This is a genomic window from Nocardiopsis sp. NPDC049922, from assembly GCF_040660275.1.
In the GTDB taxonomy this organism is placed as follows: Bacteria; Actinomycetota; Actinomycetes; order Streptosporangiales; family Streptosporangiaceae; genus Nocardiopsis.
Genome location: NZ_JBFAME010000006.1, coordinates 370,052 through 389,763 on the forward strand (window position 1 = coordinate 370,052; position 19,712 = coordinate 389,763).

At 70.5% G+C, this 19,712-nt stretch carries 14 protein-coding genes, 1 tRNA gene and 1 pseudogene; 7 read left to right on the forward strand and 9 right to left on the reverse strand.

Annotated elements, in window-relative coordinates; translation table 11 throughout:
* Nucleotides 1-97 precede the first annotated feature (97 nt).
* Together AB0I72_RS14510 and AB0I72_RS14515 are read left to right on the forward strand one after the other, a co-directional pair.
* Nucleotides 98-1,228 carry an N-acetylmuramoyl-L-alanine amidase gene (locus tag AB0I72_RS14510; RefSeq protein WP_358567522.1) on the forward strand — a complete coding sequence of 377 codons (1,131 nt, stop codon included), beginning with the start codon at nucleotides 98-100 and terminating at the stop codon, nucleotides 1,226-1,228.
* A gap of 169 nt (nucleotides 1,229-1,397) precedes the next feature.
* On the forward strand, nucleotides 1,398-1,988 hold the full coding sequence (locus AB0I72_RS14515) for a GNAT family N-acetyltransferase (protein WP_358567525.1): 591 nt from the start codon (nucleotides 1,398-1,400) through the stop codon (nucleotides 1,986-1,988).
* 332 nt (nucleotides 1,989-2,320) lie between these two features.
* Here AB0I72_RS14515 and AB0I72_RS14520 read toward each other — a convergent pair.
* Together AB0I72_RS14520 and AB0I72_RS14525 are read right to left on the reverse strand one after the other, a co-directional pair.
* Nucleotides 2,321-3,105: pseudogene (locus AB0I72_RS14520) on the reverse strand (transposase).
* Nucleotides 3,106-3,338: 233 nt separating this feature from the next.
* A complete protein-coding gene (locus AB0I72_RS14525) occupies nucleotides 3,339-4,076 on the reverse strand; it encodes a hypothetical protein (RefSeq protein WP_358567528.1) in 738 nt (245 codons plus the stop codon).
* A 130-nt stretch (nucleotides 4,077-4,206) separates the two neighbouring features.
* Between AB0I72_RS14525 and AB0I72_RS14530 the strand changes: the two genes are divergently transcribed.
* Complete coding sequence (locus tag AB0I72_RS14530; RefSeq protein ID WP_358567531.1) at nucleotides 4,207-5,088, forward strand: hypothetical protein; 882 nt, start codon at nucleotides 4,207-4,209, stop codon at nucleotides 5,086-5,088.
* Nucleotides 5,089-5,594: 506 nt separating this feature from the next.
* Here AB0I72_RS14530 and AB0I72_RS14535 read toward each other — a convergent pair.
* Nucleotides 5,595-5,864: a DUF6504 family protein gene (locus AB0I72_RS14535; RefSeq protein ID WP_358567534.1), complete on the reverse strand. Its 270-nt coding sequence runs from the start codon at nucleotides 5,862-5,864 to the stop codon at nucleotides 5,595-5,597.
* A gap of 544 nt (nucleotides 5,865-6,408) precedes the next feature.
* On the opposite strand from AB0I72_RS14535, the gene AB0I72_RS14540 reads away from it, so the two are divergent.
* The gene (locus tag AB0I72_RS14540; protein ID WP_358567536.1) at nucleotides 6,409-7,374 is read left to right on the forward strand and encodes a quinone oxidoreductase; all 966 of its coding nucleotides are present in this window, start codon (nucleotides 6,409-6,411) and stop codon (nucleotides 7,372-7,374) included.
* A 239-nt stretch (nucleotides 7,375-7,613) separates the two neighbouring features.
* Here AB0I72_RS14540 and AB0I72_RS14545 read toward each other — a convergent pair whose 3' ends face one another.
* From AB0I72_RS14545 to AB0I72_RS14555, 3 genes are all read right to left on the reverse strand, one after another.
* Complete coding sequence (locus AB0I72_RS14545; protein WP_358567539.1) at nucleotides 7,614-8,699, reverse strand: SPFH domain-containing protein; 1,086 nt, start codon at nucleotides 8,697-8,699, stop codon at nucleotides 7,614-7,616.
* Nucleotides 8,700-8,772: 73 nt separating this feature from the next.
* On the reverse strand, nucleotides 8,773-9,213 hold the full coding sequence (locus tag AB0I72_RS14550) for an NfeD family protein (protein WP_358567542.1): 441 nt from the start codon (nucleotides 9,211-9,213) through the stop codon (nucleotides 8,773-8,775).
* Between the two features lie 192 nt (nucleotides 9,214-9,405).
* The gene (locus AB0I72_RS14555; RefSeq protein WP_358567544.1) at nucleotides 9,406-12,306 is read right to left on the reverse strand and encodes a penicillin acylase family protein; all 2,901 of its coding nucleotides are present in this window, start codon (nucleotides 12,304-12,306) and stop codon (nucleotides 9,406-9,408) included.
* Between the two features lie 310 nt (nucleotides 12,307-12,616).
* Between AB0I72_RS14555 and AB0I72_RS14560 the strand changes: the two genes are divergently transcribed.
* The gene (locus AB0I72_RS14560) at nucleotides 12,617-13,132 is read left to right on the forward strand and encodes a hypothetical protein (protein WP_358567547.1); all 516 of its coding nucleotides are present in this window, start codon (nucleotides 12,617-12,619) and stop codon (nucleotides 13,130-13,132) included.
* Nucleotides 13,133-13,147: 15 nt separating this feature from the next.
* Here the strand turns inward: AB0I72_RS14560 and AB0I72_RS14565 are convergent, their stop codons facing one another.
* Nucleotides 13,148-14,638 carry a cobyric acid synthase gene (locus tag AB0I72_RS14565; RefSeq protein WP_358567550.1) on the reverse strand — a complete coding sequence of 497 codons (1,491 nt, stop codon included), beginning with the start codon at nucleotides 14,636-14,638 and terminating at the stop codon, nucleotides 13,148-13,150.
* Nucleotides 14,635-15,522 carry a cobalamin biosynthesis protein gene (locus AB0I72_RS14570; RefSeq protein WP_358567553.1) on the reverse strand — a complete coding sequence of 296 codons (888 nt, stop codon included), beginning with the start codon at nucleotides 15,520-15,522 and terminating at the stop codon, nucleotides 14,635-14,637. Before AB0I72_RS14570 ends, AB0I72_RS14565 begins: the two co-directional genes overlap by 4 nt.
* Before the next feature lie 547 nt (nucleotides 15,523-16,069).
* On the opposite strand from AB0I72_RS14570, the gene AB0I72_RS14575 reads away from it, so the two are divergent.
* Together AB0I72_RS14575 and AB0I72_RS14580 are read left to right on the forward strand one after the other, a co-directional pair.
* Nucleotides 16,070-16,145: transfer RNA gene (locus AB0I72_RS14575), tRNA-Arg, on the forward strand.
* Nucleotides 16,146-16,505: 360 nt separating this feature from the next.
* Entirely contained in the window at nucleotides 16,506-17,807 is a 1,302-nt protein-coding gene (locus tag AB0I72_RS14580) for a hypothetical protein (RefSeq protein WP_358567555.1), read from the forward strand.
* A gap of 346 nt (nucleotides 17,808-18,153) precedes the next feature.
* Here AB0I72_RS14580 and AB0I72_RS14585 read toward each other — a convergent pair whose 3' ends face one another.
* Complete coding sequence (locus AB0I72_RS14585) at nucleotides 18,154-19,620, reverse strand: tyrosine-type recombinase/integrase (protein ID WP_358567558.1); 1,467 nt, start codon at nucleotides 19,618-19,620, stop codon at nucleotides 18,154-18,156.
* Nucleotides 19,621-19,712: the final 92 nt, after the last annotated feature.

The window sequence follows — 19,712 nt, forward strand, 5'->3', positions numbered from 1 at the left end:
GCCCGATCCCGGACCGGCGTCGGGCGGCCCACCCCCAGGCGCCCGTCCCCGTCCGCGGCAGGGTCTGACCACCATCGTCCGCTGCGAAAGACGAAGTATGCGACGCCGCTCATTTCTCACCGGTTCCACCGCCCTCGCGGGCCTGACCGCGCTCGGCACCACCCTGCCCGCACGCGGTCCCGCCCTGGCCGACACGGCCCTGGAGATCCCCCGTGTCATGGCCGAGCCCGCCGCCGACACCGTCGGCCTGGTCCGCCCGGACACCCGTTTCGACGTCGTGACGGTGACCCGGCCGGTGACGGCCGCCCCCGAACCCGCCATCCGGTTCGAGACCGCCGGAGTGCTCGGCGACTGGGAGCCGGTGCACCTGCACACCTCGGGCCGGGACGACCGGGATCCCGTCTCCTCCGCCGCCGTTCGCGCCCCCGAGGGGGCCACGGGCTACGAGGTGCGCGGCGGCGCCCAGGCGTCGGCCCTGAACCTGAACGACGGGGAGACGCTGCGGTTCGACGGCCCCGCCCGCACGTCCCTGTCGGCTCCGGACGACGGCCACCAGACCCCGAGCGGCTCGCCCGGACGCTCGTACGGACGACGCTCGTCCGTGCGGTTCGTGACCCGCGCGGGCTGGGGCGCGGACGAGTCGTACCGCTTCGACGACGAGGGCAACGACCTCTGGACCGCGGAGTTCCACCCCGTGCAGGCGCTCACCGTGCACCACACCGCCCTGGCGACCAGCGGCGACCACGCGGCCGACGTGCGGGCGGTCTACCACCTGCACGCCGTCCAGTTGGCGTGGGGGGACATCGGCTACCACGTGCTCATCGACCCCGACGGCGTGATCTACGAGGGCCGCCACTCGGGTGAGGACGGGGTGCCGATCTTCTCCGAGTGGCCGAGGCCGGGCCGGGCCGCATCGGTGACGGCCGGGCACGCGTACACGTTCAACCACGGCAACATCGGTGTGTGCCTGCTCGGTGACTTCACCGACGAACTGCCCACCCAGGCGGCGCGGGACTCCCTGGTCGACGTCCTTCGCCTGCTGTGCGCGGTGACCGGCGTGGACCCGGCGGCGGAGATCGAGTACGTCCATCCGGGCACCGGCGCGAAGACCCCGGCGCAGACGATCTCGCGCCACCGCGACTGGCTGGACACCGAATGCCCGGGGAACGCGTTCTCGGAGGTGTTCGACACCGAGATCCGCCAGCAGGTCATCCGCGGCTGGGCCTGAGGACCGTGCGCGGCGGGGTGTCAGTGTGATGGGATGCCATGGAAGAACCGTGTGTGCGGAAGTGCGTACGTTCAGCACCTGTACGTCGTAGATCATTCGGATACGCGACGACCGTTCCACGGCGCGTAGGGTGTGCGCACCACCCCACGACCGAGGACCCGCCACACCCATGCCCGACACCCCGCCGCGCGACCCCGCCCGATGGATCCTGCCGACCGTGATCCTGCAGACGGAACGGTTGAGGCTGCGCGCGTTCGTCGAAGGCGACATCGACGACGTGTACGCCGCCTGCACCGACCCCGAACTCCAGCGATGGGTGCCCATCCCCTCCCCCGGCACGCCCTACACCCGCGAGGCCGCCGAACGCTGGTGCCGGGAGACCACGACGCTCCTGCGCACCAGCGGCGACGGGCAGCAGTGGGCGATGGTGGAGCGGGAGAGCGGCCGTCTCGTGGGGTGTATCGGGCTGCTGCGCACCCTGTGGCCCGCGATGAACACCGAGATCGGGTACTGGGTGGCGCCTTGGGCCCGGGGCCGGGGGCTGGCGACCGAGGCCGCCGTCGCGGTCTCGCGGTGGGCGATCGACCAGGGCTTCCAGCGCGTGGAGATCAAGGCCGCCACGGACAACACCGGGTCGCGCGAGGTGGCCCTGCGCGCCGGGTTCACCCTGGAGGGCGTCGAACGCAGCGCGATGCCGTTGCACGCGGGCCGGGCCGACCTGGCGGTCTACAGCCTCCTGCCCGCCGACGTGGGCCGCTGACCGGGCGGGCGACGCCACCGCGGGTCACGTCCCTTGACGTGGTGTGACTTTCGCGCGGCCGCCTCCTTGCGGGTCATTCCGGTAGGTGGCTGTAGCCGAACGGCCACCGTGCGGTCTCGACCCCGCTGGCCGGGGTGGACGCACCGCTGGAGGCGGCGGTGCACCGACCTGGCGGACACCGCCGACACGCTCCCACGTGTGGTTGGAGCACGCCCGCGGACACAGTGGCAACACTCCCGACCGGTGGGGCATCCGCCCGCCTCGTTTCACCTCACCAGCGAGATCACGATCGACGACTGGAGTACTAGTACTACAGCCGTAGATCGTGATCTTCATGTCTTGGACGCGGCCTGTCGCTGGTAATGGCTGGTGCGGGACCGGGCTTGGCGGCGGCGTCGCCAGTCGGACCAGCCGAGCCGGTGGGCTGCGTCGTGGACCGGCTGGACGACGAGCGTGATGAACAGGCGCTGGATCTCGTTGCAGGACAGCGGGACCAGGTCGGCAGGTCCGGGACGGTGGGTGTGTTCGTCGGCACGGATGACGGCGAGGAAGGCATGGGCGAGCATGGCGAGGGTGACCCAGCGGGTCCAGGAGGGGTAGCGGCGGACCTGGTGTTCATCCAGCCCGGCCAGCCCCTTCTCGCTCTGGAAGGTTTCCTCCACCCGCCATCTGGTTCCGGCGACCCGCACCAGCTCGGTCAGCGGCACCGGCCGGGGTGAGAAGCAGCGGTAGTAGGCGAGTTCGCCGGTGGCGCGGTTGCGTCGGATCAGCAGCTGGTGGTGGCCCTGGCCGAGGTCGGCCAGGTCGATGACCGCCCAGTCGTAGAAGCGGCGCCCCTTCGCGCCGTGTCCGGCCGAGAGCTCTCGTCGACGATCAGCACCGCGGCCTCGTCATGGAGGTGCTCGACGACGTATTCGCGCACGTCATCACGGACGGCATCGGCATTCCAGACGGCTCGGCACACCAAATGCCGCATGCCGTGCGGGCTGGTCTCCCCGGTCCACTCCGCGATCGTCCAGCAATTCTTGCGAGGCAGGTCCGACAGCAGACCCAAGACCAACCGCCCGGCCCGCAAGCGGGGTTCGACCCGGGCGAAGCGGCCCGCGATCCGGCCCATGGCCCCCTCGAACGCCTCCCACCAACGGGCGGGATCTATGCCGTGGCCCGCGGCCACCGTCTCATCGTTACTCCACACAAGTCACGATGATCAACGGCGGCCGCACCCGAGCCCACACTGGCCCGGATGAGCGGGCGAAGAGACAGACCGAAGCAGGCTGTTTGCCGCCGAGGAGGCATGTCGCTGGTCACGGTCGGAGACCATGCGGCCGCTGGTGTCCTGCTCGACTCGCATCAGGCGACCAGGTCCTTGTCCGTCGGATAGCCGATCCCAGCAGCCATATCTGCGACAGCTGTCATGGACACGGTGCTGTTCAGAGCGCGAACGGTCTGCTGGCTGAGTGGATGAAAGCCATATACCTGGCGCACCGCGTCGATGTCCACCGTAGTCTCGTAGTAGTCCTCGGCCCATTCCCGGAATGCTTCCGGCGTCGAGCCGGTCAGAAACCGAAACAACCAGTCGGCACCGTCAGGGTCCTCGTGCCCCTCGGGGAAGTCGATCTCTCCCGCCCGCCATCGGTCACTCCCTGACTCACGCCACATGCAAACGGTCACGCAGGGATCGCCGTCATGCATGAAGGCCGGCTCCATAACATGACCCCGGAAGACTTCGGGAACCGAATCCACCACCCCGGGCCAGGGCCCGTCGTTGACGTAGGGGCTCATCGGTGACTCGTGGTCGAAGCCTCGGATGTACACACCCGACTCGGAGAAGACGATGTCGAACTCGTCACCGGATCCGTTGCGCATCGAGGCGATCTCCTCCGTCTGCGACCACGTCGCACTGAACGAGTGGTACCGCTCACCGTCTGGGTACAGCACTGCCTCGATCATGGCCGTCGACCGGCAAAGGTCCCGAAGGACCGGGATGTCAGGAAGCATGCGGGCAACATCATGAACCGTCATGTTGACATCCAAGCCGATACCACCGACACTCTCCCGCTCGCACGGTTGAAGCACCTCAGCGGGCACCGGTGACAACACTCCTCTGTGTCGTTCTCCCACCTCGGCCTATCTCACCAGCAAGATCACGATCTACAGCTGCAGTACTAGACTGCCCGCCGGAGGTCGACCTATGGATGATTTGAGAACTTTCACGTCTATGCTCCAGGGCGACGACGCGATACTGAAGAGCCGCATCGGGCCGCTCGACATCGCCTGCGTCGCCCCCGAGTTGTGTAGCGTGTTCATCGTCAAGACCGGGGCTGACGGCACGCAGACGGGAAGGCTCGCCCTCACCGGCGAGATCGATGGCGGGTTGTTCGACCTGAGTGTGCGAATTCCCGAGTCATTCCGGGTTCAGCGCATCACCGACGACGGTGAACGCTTCACTGTTACCAGCGACGACGGTCGATCCGCGCACGGAACGCCGAGCCAGTTCGCCAGGAGTCCGGGGATAAAGCTCATCGGCCGGTTGTACCAGCCCCTGCGCGGGGTGAAGATCCTCGATCGGGAATATAACCCCCTATACGAGCAACATTTCGAAGAATCCTTTCTGGCAACGCATCTCCTCCCGGTCGAGCGACCGCTCGACCGGGACTGGCAGCTGCCGATGCCAGCGCATCTGGAGACCGACCCGGTCCTCGGTGAGATCCGTCGGAGCGATATAGGCGAGAATACGTACGAAGCGGCGGTCCCGGTCACCGGCGGTGAGATATGCGTGGGCTTCGATAGCGCGGGCCCGGAGAAGGTCATCGCGCTGCTGCCTCATGCTCGCGCGCTTGTCAGGTCGTTCGACCGCATCCTTCGCGACGGGATAGAGTTTCTTTGGAACTGGGGTTTGGAGGGAGGGGAAACGGAGGAGGAGAGGGTTCGCTTTCTCGACGAGATTCTGCCGCCCGCTTGCCTGTTCGTCTATCGGTCAGGAGACTTCGAGCTCCATTTCACTGCGGGTGTCACCGAGGAGTTCATCCAGAACGGGTTTTGGGCGGTTGTTCTTTTCAGGGCCGACATGAGACCCGTTGGTGTCACGTTCACCGCCTGATGGATTCTTCTCGGGTCTGGTGGAGGTTCTGGTGCGTGCCGGGATCGCCTTCGATCATCCGGACCGGGGCAAAGGGCCCCGGCACTGGGGCGTGTATCGAGTCGTGATCAACGGGTCCCCTGTGTGAGGTCGTTGACCCGGACAGGGTGCCCCCTGGGTCAGGCATGAGGGGGACCGCGGTGGAGCGACGGAGACTGATCGGGATCGGCGCAGGTGGCGGACTCGGCTGGATGTCGGCGACGCGATCGTCGAGTACCTGGAGATCTTCCACAACCGCCAACGCCGACACTCGGCGATCGGCTGGCTGACACCCATAGACATCCGATGGGTGCAAGGTGTCAAGCCACGACCCGCAGTTCGGGTTCGATGGAGCTCGGGAAAGCGGTGTTCTCGTCGCTGGCCGGGGTGGACGCACCGCTGGAGGCGGCGGTGCGCCGACCTGGCGGACACCGCCGACACGCATCCGTGGGGACAGGGCCGACGCACCAGACCGGGCAGCGGCCGTTTCAGCCCCAGACCCTCGACAGCAGCCACTCCCCCGTCGCCGTGTCGTGGCGCAGCTCGTACACCCCCTGGGCGTGGGCGGTCCCGGCCTCCACCCGCCAGTGGCGGCGTTCGGGTACCTCGGAGGTGCTGGCCGGGCTCCAGTCCATGCGCACGGTCACCCAGTGGTCGAGGATTCTGCGCACCCCGTAGACCCGGCCGTTCCACGTGAACCTGGCCGGGCGCCCGCCGTCCTCGACGACCGTGACCTCCGCCCCGTAGTACCGCCCCACCGCGCTCCCCCTCCACCTCGGCCGACCCCTGCCCCGACGCACACCACCGGACCGCCCGTCCGGGGGAAGAACGGACCGGCGTTCGAACGTGTGTTCCCACAGTAGCGAAATCCGAACGCCCGTGGAACCGCTTCCCCCGCGTGGCCGTCCCCCCGAACGAGCCCGCGCGCGGGGCCGCGAGCGCCCGACCAGGAAACGGGCGGGCGTGGTCCGCGCGAGGGCCCGTCCCACCGGAACGCGCGGCCACAGCGACCTCGGTACTCCGTGAGCCGCCCATCCCCGATCCATGCATCGGGGCGCCGGTCCGCTGAGCCGACGCGGATCACGCCGAACCAGGCTCCGGTCACCCCGACCCACCCGCCGGCGGGTCCCGTGCGGGAATCGTCCCGGCCCAGGCGGGGCCCGTCCTCCGCAAGGATCGTTCTCACCCGCGCGGGAACGGTCCCGACGCACTGACCTCGGGCGCCTCCCACCACGGAATAGGAGGGAATCCGACGCGGCTGACATGATGCGGGAAGTTCGGAGCCAGCGAAGGAGTGGACCAGTGCGCGCCATCGTCATCGAGGAACACGGCGGCCCGGAAGTACTGCGGCTGACCGAGAGGGACGACCCCCGGCCAGGGCCCGGCGAGGTCCTGATCGACGTGGCCGCCCGCGGCGTCAACTTCATCGACGTCTACCAGCGCGAGGGCCAGTACGACGTCCCCCTCCCCTACGTCCCCGGCATGGAGGCCGCCGGTGTGATCGCGGCCGTGGGCGAGGGCGTGGACGACCTCTCCGTCGGTCAGCGCGTCGGATGGGCGATGGCCCCCGGCGGCTACGCCGACCGGGCGGTCGTCAAGGCCTCCCTCGCGGTCCCCGTACCGGACGCGGTCACCGACGAGCAGGCGGCGGCGCTGCTCCTCCAGGGGCTCACGGCGCACTACCTCACCCGCACGGTGTACGCCGTCGACAAGGGCGACACCGTCCTGGTGCACGCGGCCGCGGGCGGTACCGGTCTGCTCCTCATCCAGTTGGCCAAGGAGCGCGGGGCCCGCGTCATCGGGACCGTGTCCACGGAGGAGAAGGAGCGGCTCGCCCGGGAGGCGGGCGCGGACGAGATCATCCGCTACACCGAGACTCCCGTGGCCGGGGCCGTACGCGACCTCACCGACGGCGCCGGGGTCGCAGCGGTCTACGACGGGGTCGGCAGGGACACGTTCGACGCCAGCCTCGCGTCGCTGCGCCCGCGCGGCGTGCTGGCGCTGTTCGGTCAGTCCAGCGGGATGGTGCCGCCCGTCGATCCGCTGCGGCTGACCCAGGCCGGATCCGTGTACCTCGTCCGGCCGTCCCTGGCCCACTTCGTCGCCGAGCGTGAGGAACTGCTCGGGCGGGCGCGCGACCTGTTCGAACTCCTCGCCGCCGGTCGGCTCGACGTGCGGATCGGCGGCCGGTACCCGTTGGCCGAGGCGGGGCGGGCGCACCGTGATCTCACCGGCCGCAGGACCACGGGCAAGCTCCTGCTCACCTGACCTGGCCCGACCAAGCCAAGCCTGGCCTGGCCAGAGCGAGGCGGGGCGCGGCGGTCAGGGGGGCGGCGCCGCCATCGTCCCCGCCCCAGGCCGCGTGTCCGTCCGCGAACCGGTGCGCCGGCCGTCGCACACACCGGCCCCAGTCCCGTACCCGCCCCGCCCGCGGTTCCGCGAGCCGCGCGTCGGCCCCGCGCCCCCCGATGGTCCCGGGCGCGGGGCCGACGTCCGTCCCAGGCCGCTCAGGTCTCCTCGCGCGGCCCCGGCATCGTGCCCATGGACGCCCCGGCGCGGCGCACGTCGTCGCGTGCGTCCGCGACCGCGCGCTCGGCCGCCTCGGCGGCGTCCACCGCGGCCTGCTCCGACGACGACCGGTCACGCTCCTGGCCCGCGGTGATCCGCGCCGGTCCGGCGCCGATCTCCTCGGCCTCCTTCTCCGTGGAGGGCACGGTCTTGGCCGCCTCTCCCGCGAAGGCGTGGGTGACGTTCTTGATCGCCTCGGTCAGCTCGCCGGGGATGACCCAGAACGTGTTGCCCTCGCCCTGCGCCAGGTGCGGCAGGGTCTCCAGGTACTTGTAGGCGAGCAGCTTGGCGTCGGCGTCGTTGGCGTGCACGGCCTGGAACACCCGCTCCACGGCCTTGGCCTCGCCGTCGGCGCGCAGGATGGCCGCCTGCTGGTCGCCCTGGGCCTCCAGGATGGCCTGCTGGCGGGCGCCCTCGGCCTTGAGGATCCGGGCCTGGCGCTCACCCTCGGCGTGCAGGATGGCGGCGCGCTTGTCGCGGTCGGCCCGCATCTGCTTCTCCATCGCCTCCTTGATCGTGGGCGGCGGGTCGATCGCCTTGATCTCGACGCGGTTGACCCGGATGCCCCACTTGCCGGTGGTGTCGTCCAGGACCCCGCGCAGGCGGGTGTTGATCTCCTCCCGGGACGTGAGCGTGCGTTCCAGGTCCATGGAGCCGATGACGTTGCGCAGGGTGGTGACGGTGAGCTGGTCGATGGCCTGGAGGAAGTTGGCGACCTCGTAGGCCGCGGCCTTGGGCTGGGTGATCTGGTAGTAGAGGACGGTGTCGATGTTGACGACGAGGTTGTCCTCGGTGATCACCGGTTGCGGCCGGGAGCTGAAGACGTGCTCACGAAGGTCGAACTTGGTGTTGACTCGGTCGACGCCCGGGATGATGAAGTTCAGGCCGGGGTTCAGGGTCTTGATGTAGCGACCGAAGCGCTCGATGTTGTAGGCCCTCGCCTGCGGGACGATGCGGATCGCCGACAGGGCGATGGCCACGAGGATGACCGCGAGGATGACGAAGGGAATGGTCGGGTCGATCATGTCCGCACCTGACCTTGGGGTCGTGGCTGTGGATCGGGACTGTTCGGGATGTCGGAGCCCGTCGCCTCGGGGCTCAGGGCAGGGCCTCCCGGGGGTAGACCACGGCGGTGGCGCCGTCGATCTCCATGACGTCGACGTGCGCGCCGACCGGGATCACCAGGTCCTCGTCGATGCACCGTGCCGACCACTCCTCTCCGGAGAGTTTGATCAGACCGCGGTCGCCGTCGACCTCCCGGAGGACGACGCCGGAGCGGCCCACGAGGGCGGCGGCGCCCGAGCGCGCGTCGGGTCCTCGGGTCATCTGTCGCTGCATGATCGGCCGGACCAGGACGAGTCCGGCGGCGGCGGTCGCGGCGAACCCGATGATCTGCACGGCCACGGGCAGGCCGATCGCACCCAGGAGCGCGGCGACGAGTGCCGCGACGGCGACGAGTCCCAGCACGAAGGTCAGTGTGAGGGCCTCGGCGACTCCGAGGGCGACAGCGAGGATCATCCAGATCAGCCAGTCAGGCATGTTCTGCGGCCCTCCCGCGACGTATCGGGTAATCCTTAAGCTACCCATACGGGCCGGGCGAAGCACGTGATTCACCGGAGTGATACGCGGTCGCGGTCCGCGGCGGCGCACACGCGCGGACCGCCCCGGACCGCGACCGCGCGCGTTCCGCCCACCTGGTCCGCGGCGCGCCGCGGACCAGGTCAGGACGGGTCAGCGGCCTCCGGAGAACTGGTAGACCATCTGGTACGTGGGCCGGTTCTGCCAGGCGATCGGCCACATGCCGATCCCGCCGACGGTGCTGTGGACCACCGCGTCGGCGCACACCTGGTCCCCGGCCGAGCAGGACCCGTCACCCGGGTAGACCTCGTCCGCGGGGACGGCCGCGGCCTCGGCGAGGGTGTCGAGCAGGACCGTGCGGCAGGCGTCGAGGTCCCCGCCCCCGCAGTAGGCGTCGCCCAGCGCCCCCTCCACGTCGTGGCCGAGCACGGCGCGCAGGTCCTTGTCGACGTAGGACCACCAGCCGTACTGGAAGGCCGAACCGACGTGGCCGCCGCTGGAGGGCGACTCGTCGACGCGGGCGGCGCGGGTCAGCTCGGTGTAGAGGCCCCCGCCGAGCCCGGGTTCGAACTGGCCCCGGACCAGGCGCGGCCACCAGGCGTCGAGCACGCGGATGGCGTCGGCGTGCGCGTAGTGTCCGGCGTCGCGTTCGGGTTCGCGCCGCAGCGAGCCGGACTCGTGCCAGGCGCGCAGCTCCTCGACGGCGGCGGCCAGGTCGGGGTCGTCGATCTCGGCGGAGTCGATGACCTCCAGCAGCAGCGGGAGGACCTCCTGGGCGCGCAGGTCGGCGGTTCCGGCCTCCATCATCACCTGGGTGAGCGACGCGGGGGTGAACCGGTGGCCGCTCTCGACGAGCGCGGAGACGCGGACGTCGAGCAGGTCACCGCGGTGCACGGACCCGGTGGACCAGCCGGAGGTGTACCCCTGGGCGGGCTTGTTGTTCCAGTTGACGATGTAGTCGGGGTTGACCGCCTGCGGGTGGTCGGCCAGCGGGTGGTAGTCGACCGCGTTGGTCGCGGGGTCCCAGCCCGACCAGCCCGCGGCCGAGGAGGCGTCGATCGGCAGGTTGGGGTTGGTGCCCGCGAGCCGGACCGGGTTGGCGCCGGAGTTGACGAAGGCGATGTCCTCGTCGTCGACGTAGTGCCAGTTGAACGCGTAGCCGATGTCGTAGGCGGCCGCGGTGAAGGTCTCCGCCGAGGTCACCGCGTCCGGGTCGTTGAACTGCTGGAAGCCGATGATCGAGTCGACCTCCCGCATGTAGGTGGAGCGCAGCGAGGTGAAGGCGACCGGGTCGCCGTCCACCGTGGCGAAGGACTCCACGAGACCGTACTCGGAGCGCAGGGAGGTGAGGGTGTACCCGCCCGCCGGGGTCTGGTCGGCGACGGTGGGCTCCCAGTCGTTGGAGACGCTGAGCTCCTCGAAGGGCACGCACGCGCCCGAGGTGTCGACGTGGTGCCGCGAGTCCGTCGTGGGGGTGGAGCCGTCGGTCTCGCACAGCTCGACGGCGAAGGTGTCGGTGAGGTCCTGGCCCGCCGAGGTGGCGCTCCAGGCGTAGTCCACGCCGCGGCCCATCTGGACGTAGAAGCTCACGCCCGCGAAGGAGGCGCCCCGGGCGCTGATCCCCGGCCCCTGGAGCTCCTGGAGCATGAGCAGCTGCGGGGAGAAGTAGCCGGTCTGGGGGCCCATGACGGCGACGGGGTTGCCGCTCTCGGTGTGCTCGCCCGAGACCAGCAGGGCGTTGGACATGCCGCGCGGGTCGAGGAACCCGTCGGGCAGGACGCCGTCGTTGAAGACGCCCTCCAGGGCGTCCACGTCGCCGTCCTCGGCCATCTCCTCGACCTGTTCCAGCTGGGCGTCCGGCAGGTCGTCCAGGGTCGGCGGGTCGGCGGTGTCCTCGGGTTCGGTCTCCTCGGTCCGGGCCGCCGCCTCAGCGGCCAGCGGCTCGACGCTCTCGCCGGAGACGGCGGAACCGTACTCGTCGTGGACGATGTCGTAGCGCTCGACCGAGCCGGGGTCGGGCAGGACCTCGCCGACGGGGACGTCGGGCGTGCCGGTGTAGGGGAACTCGCCGTCGACGCTGACCACGGCCTCGGGGTCGTTCTCCATCCGCCAGTCGGCGTAGAGTTCGGCGCCGCGCTCTGGGCCGTAGCGGTCCTGGAAGTTGGCGAGGACGATCGCGGAGCGGACCTCGCCGCCGCCACCGCCGCCGAAGATGCCGCCGACCATGGCCGCGATGCCGACCACGTCGGTGGGCGTGAAGGGCTCGATCTCCCCGCGGTTGGTGATGGCGTTCTTGTGCCCGGTCAGGACGTACTCACCGGGGAAGTAGCGGCCCCGGTCGGACTGGCGGATGTAGGTGTTGACGCCGTCGAGGTAGGCGTCGACGTCCTCCAGCGCCTGGCGGCCGCGCTCACCGCTGGCGGCGACGCGGTCGATCTGGGCCTGCTTGTCCTCCTCGGTGTAGGGGGCGGTGCTCCACAGGTCCTGTTCGAGGGCGCGGTTGCCCTGGGCCCCTCCCGCGAAGGAGGTGAGCTCGCCGCGGCCGACACGTCGCAGGACGTCCATGAGGAAGAGGCGGTCCTCGGCGGCGGCGTACCCGGCGCCGAACATGGTGCCCTCGCGCGTGGTGCCGGTGATGTGCGGGATGCCGTGACCGGCGTCCCGGACGATGGTGACGTCCTCGCGGGGCTGGTACTCGCGGCCGACGTCGTCGGGGTCCACCCCGAACGTGGCGTCGAGGAAGAAGTCGTCCAGGCGCTCCTCGGTGAGGCCGTCGTAGTGGTGGACGAGGTTGTCGTACATGTCCAGCTGGCTGGACGAGTGCCGGGGCCGGGTGCCGAAGAGCTGATGGCCGAGGATCTCGACGAGCGTCGCGTTGCCGTTCTGGCCGGGCGGGAGGATGTCGTGGCAGCCCTCGGGGGCGCAGTAGTCCGGGAGGGGTCCGGGGTCGGCCGCGGCCGAGGTCGCGGGGAGGGCGCCCGCGGTCGCCGCCGTGACCACGAGTGCGGCGCCCGCGGCGCCGGTACGCAGTCGCGTTCTGAGTCGGGGGAACACGTGCTGTCACCACCTGGGGGTCGGCGATGGATCAGCGGCATGTTACGTGCAGGTAACCAAATCGCGAAAGACATTCATGTTTACCGCTCCGGGCGTGCGGGAGCGCCGGAGATTCGGGGGTTTGACGTGAGCCACGCCACACGCAGCCCAAACGCGTCGAACACGGACTGATGAGTGGTCGTCACGGGGAGTCGCGCGTGGCCACATCCGGCCAATTCCCGCCACGTCCGGGACGTCCCAACAGGGCGCGAATCCCCACCCTGGGCCGGTTTCCGCCTGACGGGCCCGAAGGCTCTGACACAATCGCGGCATGAACCAGTACCCCAACCCCAACCCGGGCGACCCGTGGCAGCAGCCCAGCGGTGAGCACCCCGGGTGGGGGCTCCCCCCTGAGCAGCACGGCGGCGGGGCGATGGAGCCCTACAACCCCGGGACCGGCGGCTACCAGGCCCCCGACCCCTACGGCGCGGTCCCCGACGAGACGCCCCTCCTCACCATCGGGGACATCGCGATCACCCAGCACACGGTGATCACCCCCGCCGGACGCGTCCCGATCAAGGGGACGGTGTGGACGGTCACCGACATGAGCCGGACCGAGACCAGCACCCCGACCTGGGCGATCATCACCGCGATCCTGATCTTCTGGTGGACCTGCCTGCTCGGTCTGCTCATCCTGCTGGTCAAGGAGCAGAAGACCACCGGGCACATCCAGGTGACCGTCCAGGGACACGGCACCTACCACGCCACCAACATCCCGGCGGCGCACCCGGGTCTGGGCCGACAGATCAACGACCAGGTGAACTACGCGCGCAGCCTCGCCGCGTGAGTCCCGCCACGCCGGTCATCCCACGGGTCCCGCCGGAGGGATGACCGGCAGGTCGGAGGGCGCCCCCTCATCCAGGAGCCGCCGGATCCGGTCCGTGTCCAGGTGCCGCTCGACGAGGTCGCCGAGTGCGTCCAGGCGGGCCTCGCGCTCCGCCGCGAAGTCGGTGTCCCCGGCCGGGACGTACCCGCGGCCCGCCGTCCGGGCGACGTCCCCGAGGAAGGCACGGCGGAAGGCGTCGTTCTCCAGGGCGCCGTGCCAGGTCGTGCCCCAGACGGCCCCCCGCCGACAGCCGTCCAGGAACGGCTCTCCGCCGTGCACGTCGACGCGGCCGTGGTGGATCTCGTAGGCGGCCACGCGTTCGCCGTAGGCGGTTCCGACCGGGCGTGCCAGGGTCTTGTCCCGGGCGAAACCCACGGTGGTGGGGAGCAGCCCCAGCCCGGCGACGCGGCCCGACCTCGACTCCACGGGGTCGTCGATCCACCGGGAGAGCATCTGGTAGCCGCCGCACACGCCCAGGACCGGGCGGCCCCGGGCGGCCCGGTCGGCGAGCACCGGCGCGAGGCCGCGCTCCCGCAGCCAGGCCAGGTCGGCGACGGTGGCCCGGCTGCCGGGCAGGACCACGAGGTCGGCGTCGGCCAGCTGGTGCGGCGCGGTCACGAAGCGGACGTCGACGCCGGGTTCGACGGTGAGGGCGTCGATGTCGGTGAAGTTGCTGATCCGGGGGTAGCGGACCACCGCGACCCGCAGGACCTCACCCAGGGGCGGTCGCATCGGCCCGCGGGCGACGTCCAGCGCCAGGGAGTCCTCGACGTCCAGCCACAGCCCCTCCAACCACGGGAGCACCCCGAGCACCGGGCGCCCCGTCAGGGCTCGGAGCATGTCCAGACCGGGCTCCAGGAGTTCGCGGGAGCCGCGGAACTTGTTCACCACGAACCCGGCGACCAGCGCCTGGTCCGGTGCGTCCAGCAGCGCCAGGGTGCCGAACATCGACGCGAAGACGCCGCCGCGGTCGATGTCGCCGACGACCACCACGGGCAGGTCGGCGGCGCGGGCCAGACCCATGTTCGCGATGTCGCCCGCGCGCAGGTTGATCTCGGCCGGACTGCCGGCGCCCTCGCAGACGACCACGTCGTACTGGGCGCGCAACCGCGCCAACGCCTTCAGGGAGGCCTCGCGCATGCGCTCGCGCAGGGTCCCGTAGCCGAGGGCGTCCACGTCGCCGACCGCGCGGCCGTCGAGGACGACCTGGCTGCGACCGTCGCCCCCGGGCTTGAGCAGCACGGGGTTCATGTCGGCGGTCGGTTCGATGCCGCACGCCGCCGCCTGCATGGCCTGGGCGCGGCCGATCTCCGCTCCCCCGGGCGTGACCGCCGAGTTGAGCGACATGTTCTGGGCCTTGAAGGGCGCCACGCTGACGCCCTGCCTGGCCAGCCAGCGGCACAGCCCCGCCGTGACCACGCTCTTGCCCGCGTCCGAGGTGGTTCCGGCGACCAGCAGCGCGTTCACCGTGCCGCCCCGGCGGCGACGACGAGGGCCAGGACGTTGACCGCCCTGGCCAGGCGCACCGCGCGCCGGACGTCGGCGACCTCGACCGGCGGCCCGTCGCCCAGCACCGGCCTGGCCTCCTCCCTGCCCGCGTACACGTTGACGCCGCCCAGGGACCGCCCGAGCGCGCCCGCGAACGCGGCCTCGCACTGACCCGCGTTCGGGCTGGGGTGGGCGCGTCCGTCGCGGCGCCACACCCGCCACGCGCGCTCGACGTCGCCGCCCACCACGGGGGCCGCGAGGACGGCCAACAGGGCGGTGAGCCTGGCGGGGCCCCACCCGGCAAGGTCGTCCAGACGCGCCGAGGCCGTGCCGAACCGCGCGTACCGGGCGTTTCGGTGGCCGACCATGGCGTCCAGGGTGTTCACGGCACGGAATCCGGCGAGCCCGGGGACCCCGGCGAGCGCGCCCCAGACGAGGGGGCCCACGACGGCGTCGGAGGTGTTCTCGGCGACGGACTCCACGACCGCGCGCGCGATCTGGCCCTCGTCCAGTTCCGCGGGATCGCGACCGCACAGACCCGGGAGGAGTCCGCGTGCCCGCTCCAGGTCGCTGGCCTCGAGCGCGTCAGCGACCCTCCCGGCCTCACGCCCCAGCATGGAGCCGCCGAGCGTCGCCCACGCGGTGACGGCGGTCGGCACGGCCCCGCGCACCAGCGAACCGGCCACGACGACCGGCGTCACGGCGCCCGCCGCGAACAGCGCCCCGGCCAGGGTGGAGTCCCGGTAGACGAGGCGTTCCCATCCCCGCGCGGCACGACCGAAGAGCGCCACGGGGTGTCCATGGCGAGGGTCCGGGACCACCGCATCTAGCAGGAAGCCGGCCACGAGTCCGAGAGATCGCACCCGACCACGGTATCCGTGTCAACAGCGACCCCAGGCAAGCCCAAACCCCAGCAAACCAACGTTTGCCACGCAATGTATTCGCCCATAGACCTAGAGCGTCCTACAGTCGACCGTGAAGGGAAAGCCCGATGCTGGTCACACTGGCGTCCATGATGCTCCTCGCGGGTCAGTGGTGGATGTTCTGACCCGCCGGGCCGCCCTCCGAGGGGCGGCCCGGTCGGACTTCGCGAAACGCCAGCGGCGCAGCACCGCATCGGGGGTTAATCACCGGTAACGTGGTGCACGAGGCCCATAGCACCCGGTTTGGTGGAGCACGAGTGGTAACGAGACGCATCTACGAATGACCGTAGTTGGTCAGACTTTGCCCGGCTGTGGGCGACATCAGACGAATACCCTAGAATGTCTGCCCGGGACGCCACAGGCACCACGACACGGGCCATCCGATCGTAGGTCGCCGTCCGGCCCCCGCCCTGGGAAGCGGCACCCCAACCGCGCCGTGGGTAACGACGCGGCAACGCGCCGCCACACAGGGCGACAATTGAAACAGGCACCCGTAGCTCAGTGGATAGAGCACCGGACTTCTAATCCGATGGCCGCAGGTTCGAATCCTGCCGGGTGCGCCACAAAACCCCAGGTCAAACGGGGTGCACGAGTCGAACAGACGAGGCGCGAGGCCCGTCTGGAGCCCTGAAATGCTCCTCGTGTGCTCCCCAGTGCGAGGTCCAGTACAGGTGGGCACCCACCTCGCGGAGCATTTTGCCGTCCCGTGACCGTGTGGGGCCCGTCCAGGGCGCGCCCCAGGGGCGGCCCCGCATCCGCCCGCCAGCGCCCCACAACCGCCCTGCGAACCCCTCTCCACCCCCCGGGGCCGTCCCGGCGTACCCGCCGCCCACACACCCCACCACCGACACCACCACCCAACTGTCACCAGCCACCGCTACCCTGCCCTGACACCAGAACCCCTTCACCACCAAGGCCCTCACATGCACAACCCCGACACCACCGACCTCACCGACGCGCGCGGCGTCGCCGACCTACTGCAGGAACTGCGCGAGGCAGGGCGACAGGAGGCGGCGGCAACCTTGGCCTCCCGCGCAGCCACCCACACACCCCTCACCAACCCGCACGATCTCGCCCACCTGCTGAAGGAACTGCGTTGGGCCGGGCAGGAAGAAGCGGTGCAGGCGCTGCTGGCACGCGACCCCGCCACCCACACCACCCTCACCCACCCGGGCGACATCGCCGACCTACTGCAGGAACTGCGCAAGGCAGGGCGGAAGGAGGCGGCGGCGACCTTGGCCTCCCGCGCAGCCACCCACACCACCCTGACCGCCCCGGTCGGCGTCGCCCGCCTGCTGAAGGAACTACGCGAGGCAGGGCAAGAGGAAGCAGAGGAAGCGGTGCAGGCACTGGCCTCCCGCGCAGCCACCCACACCCCCGTCACCAACCCAGGCGGCGTCGCCCGCCTGCTGCAGGAACTGCGCGAGGCAGGGCGGAAGGAGGCGGCGGCAACCTTGGCCTCCCGCGCAGCCACCCACACCACCCTCACCGACCCGCACGGCGTCGCCCGCGTGCTGCAGGAACTGCGTTGGGCCGGGCAAGAGGAAGCGGTGCAGGCGCTGGCCTCCCGCGCAGCCACCCACACCCCCCTCACCGACCCGGACGGCGTCGCCGGCCTACTGGGGGAGCTGCGCGAGGCGGGACAGGAGGAAGCGGTGCAGGCACTGCTGGCGCGCGACCCCGCCACCCACACCACCCTCACCCACCCGGGCGGCATCGCCGACCTAATGTTGGAGCTGCGCGAGGCGGGACAGGAGGAAGCGGTGCAGGCACTGGCCTCCCGCGCAGCCACCCACTTCCCCCTCACCCACCCGGGCGGCATCGCCGACCTAATGTTGGAGCTGCGCGAGGCGGGACAGGAGGAAGCGGTGCAGGCACTGCTGGCGCGCGACCCCGCCGCCCACACCACGCTCACCCACCCGTACGGCGTCGCCCGCCTGCTGAAGGAACTGCGCGAGGCGGGACAGAAGGAAGCAGTGCAGGCGCTGCTGGCGCGCGACCCCGCCACCCACGTCGACCTCACCGACCCGTACGGCGTCGCCCGCCTGCTGCAGAAACTACGCGAGGCAGGGCAAGAGGAAGCGGTGCAGGCACTGGTCTCCCGCGCAGCCACCCACACCCCCCTCACCAACCCGTACGGCATCGCCTACCTACTGCAGGAACTACGCGAGGCAGGGCAAGAGGACGCGGCAAAGACGGTGGAGCGCCGGGCCCTGGACACCTGACACGCTTCACGCACCGCCCCCGACCACCGCCACCGCAGCCCCGTGAGCCCGACCGTGCCCCCACACACAGCCACCCCATCCCCCAGGAACCGCCCAGGGGCCACCGGCCCGCCGCCCACACGGCAGCCACGAAACCTGACCTTCTACCACCAGTCCAACAGGCACCCATCAGAGCTGACGGGCACCGCTTACGAACAAACGAGAAACCACCAGACCTCCCATCCGATCGGATGGAGGCTCCCGGAGTGGGGAAACCCCAGGCCAGCGGGAGTAAACCTCCCGCGTGGCCCGGGGTCGGAGGCGAGGTTTCGCTCCTGGTGTGCTCCCCGGTCCGGCTACCCCACCGCTACGCGCGGACCGGTTTGAGCAGGGCCGCTGTCGCCTCGGCCGCCGCCTTGGCGACCTCGGGGAACACCGTCTGGTAGGTGTCCTGGGTGAAATGCGTGGTCGCGTGGCCCAGCTCGGTGGAGACCACCTTCACATCCGCACCCGCCGCCAGGGCGAGCGACGCGGCCCCGTGGCGGAGCCCGTGCAGGTGGATCGGCGGCAACCCCGCCGCCCTGCAGATCCGGTTGAACCACCGGGTCACCTCCCCCGGATGCCACCCCGACCCATCAGACCGGGTGAACACCAACCCCGAACCCCTCCACGCCTGCCCCGCCTGGAGGCGGGCCTCGTTCTGGAACCGCTTCCACGACCGCAACACCTTGACCGTGCCGGAGTCCAAGGTGATGGTGCGCTGCCCGGCGGCGCTCTTCGGTGTGGTCGTGATCGTCTTCCACCCCAAAGTGATGACCTGGGTGCGGATGTCGACCTGACCGTCGGTCAGCCGAGTGTTCGCCCAGGGGAGCCCGACCGCTTCGCCTCGCCGGAGTCCCTTGACGGCGATCAGGTGGAACATCGGGAACAACCACCGGTACTTGCGGGCGTGGGTGAGGAAGGTGATGGTCTGCTCCGGGGTCCACACCATTACCTCCCCCGGCACCACCCCATCGATCTGCCACTGGCGCACCCGCTCGGCCGTCCACACCAACGGCTTGCTGCGCGGGCACGACGGCAACCGGGCGTGGGAGGCGATGTTCACCCCCACCGGCAGATCCGGGCGTCGCACCGCTTCGGAGAACGCACTCCGAAGCGTGGCGCGGATGCGGTGTTTGGTCGACAGCGAGATGATCCGTTGCCCCTTCACGGATGCCTTGACCTTCGCGTCGTCGGACTCGCGACACTCCAGGATCCGCTGGTTGTTCTCCTCGATCGCGGCGAACATCTCCTCCACCTGCCACGAGGTCAGCTTGTCCAGGCGTGTGGCCCCCAGGTGCGGCACGAGGTAGTTGCGGATGTGCCCCTCGTAGGAGACCCGAGTCTTCAGCGCGAGGTCGGGTTTGCCGTCCAACCACTCTTTGAGCCACTGGGCGACGGTCGGGATCTTCTCTCGGGTGCGCACCCCGGCCCCGACGCGGCGTTTGACCTCGACCGTCTCCGGCAACGGACGCCGTGCGCGCAGGGCTTGCTGGATCAGGTCAGCGACCTGAACCTCCACCTCTGCCTCGTCCTCGGCCAGGCGGACCAGCGCCTTGACGTGATTGAGCTGGGCCTGGGCCTGCTCCTGCGAGTCCAAGCCGCCCCGGCGTGCCTGGCGGCGCTTGCCCTCACCGGTGCGGGGGAGTTCGAGCTGGAAGGCCCACTCGCCGTGGCGGGGGTTCCACGCCCCGTCCTCACGCCGCAGCTTCGGACACTTCGCACCCAGCGGTTTGGTGGTGGTCTCGTGGCGGCATCCGCACCGTTTGAACAGCGACCCCTCATGAGAACCCATTCACGGCCTCGCTTTCGTGTTGTCGTCCTCGCGCGCACCACACCCGCACCCACCGCGGCGGAAGACAGCGGCGTCCAGGCCGAGGTGGGACA

Bases quoted from the DNA above. Each gene is read 5' to 3' on its own strand.
- AB0I72_RS14510 (WP_358567522.1), top strand. From the start codon at position 98: ATGCGACGCCGCTCATTTCTCACCGGTTCCACCGCCCTCGCGGGCCTG.
- AB0I72_RS14515 (WP_358567525.1), top strand. From the start codon at position 1,398: ATGCCCGACACCCCGCCGCGCGACCCCGCCCGATGGATCCTGCCGACC.
- AB0I72_RS14530 (WP_358567531.1), top strand. From the start codon at position 4,207: ATGCTCCAGGGCGACGACGCGATACTGAAGAGCCGCATCGGGCCGCTC.
- AB0I72_RS14545 (WP_358567539.1), bottom strand. From the start codon at position 8,699: ATGATCGACCCGACCATTCCCTTCGTCATCCTCGCGGTCATCCTCGTG.
- AB0I72_RS14550 (WP_358567542.1), bottom strand. From the start codon at position 9,213: ATGCCTGACTGGCTGATCTGGATGATCCTCGCTGTCGCCCTCGGAGTC.
- AB0I72_RS14560 (WP_358567547.1), top strand. From the start codon at position 12,617: ATGAACCAGTACCCCAACCCCAACCCGGGCGACCCGTGGCAGCAGCCC.
- AB0I72_RS14580 (WP_358567555.1), top strand. From the start codon at position 16,506: ATGCACAACCCCGACACCACCGACCTCACCGACGCGCGCGGCGTCGCC.
- AB0I72_RS14585 (WP_358567558.1), bottom strand. From the start codon at position 19,620: ATGGGTTCTCATGAGGGGTCGCTGTTCAAACGGTGCGGATGCCGCCAC.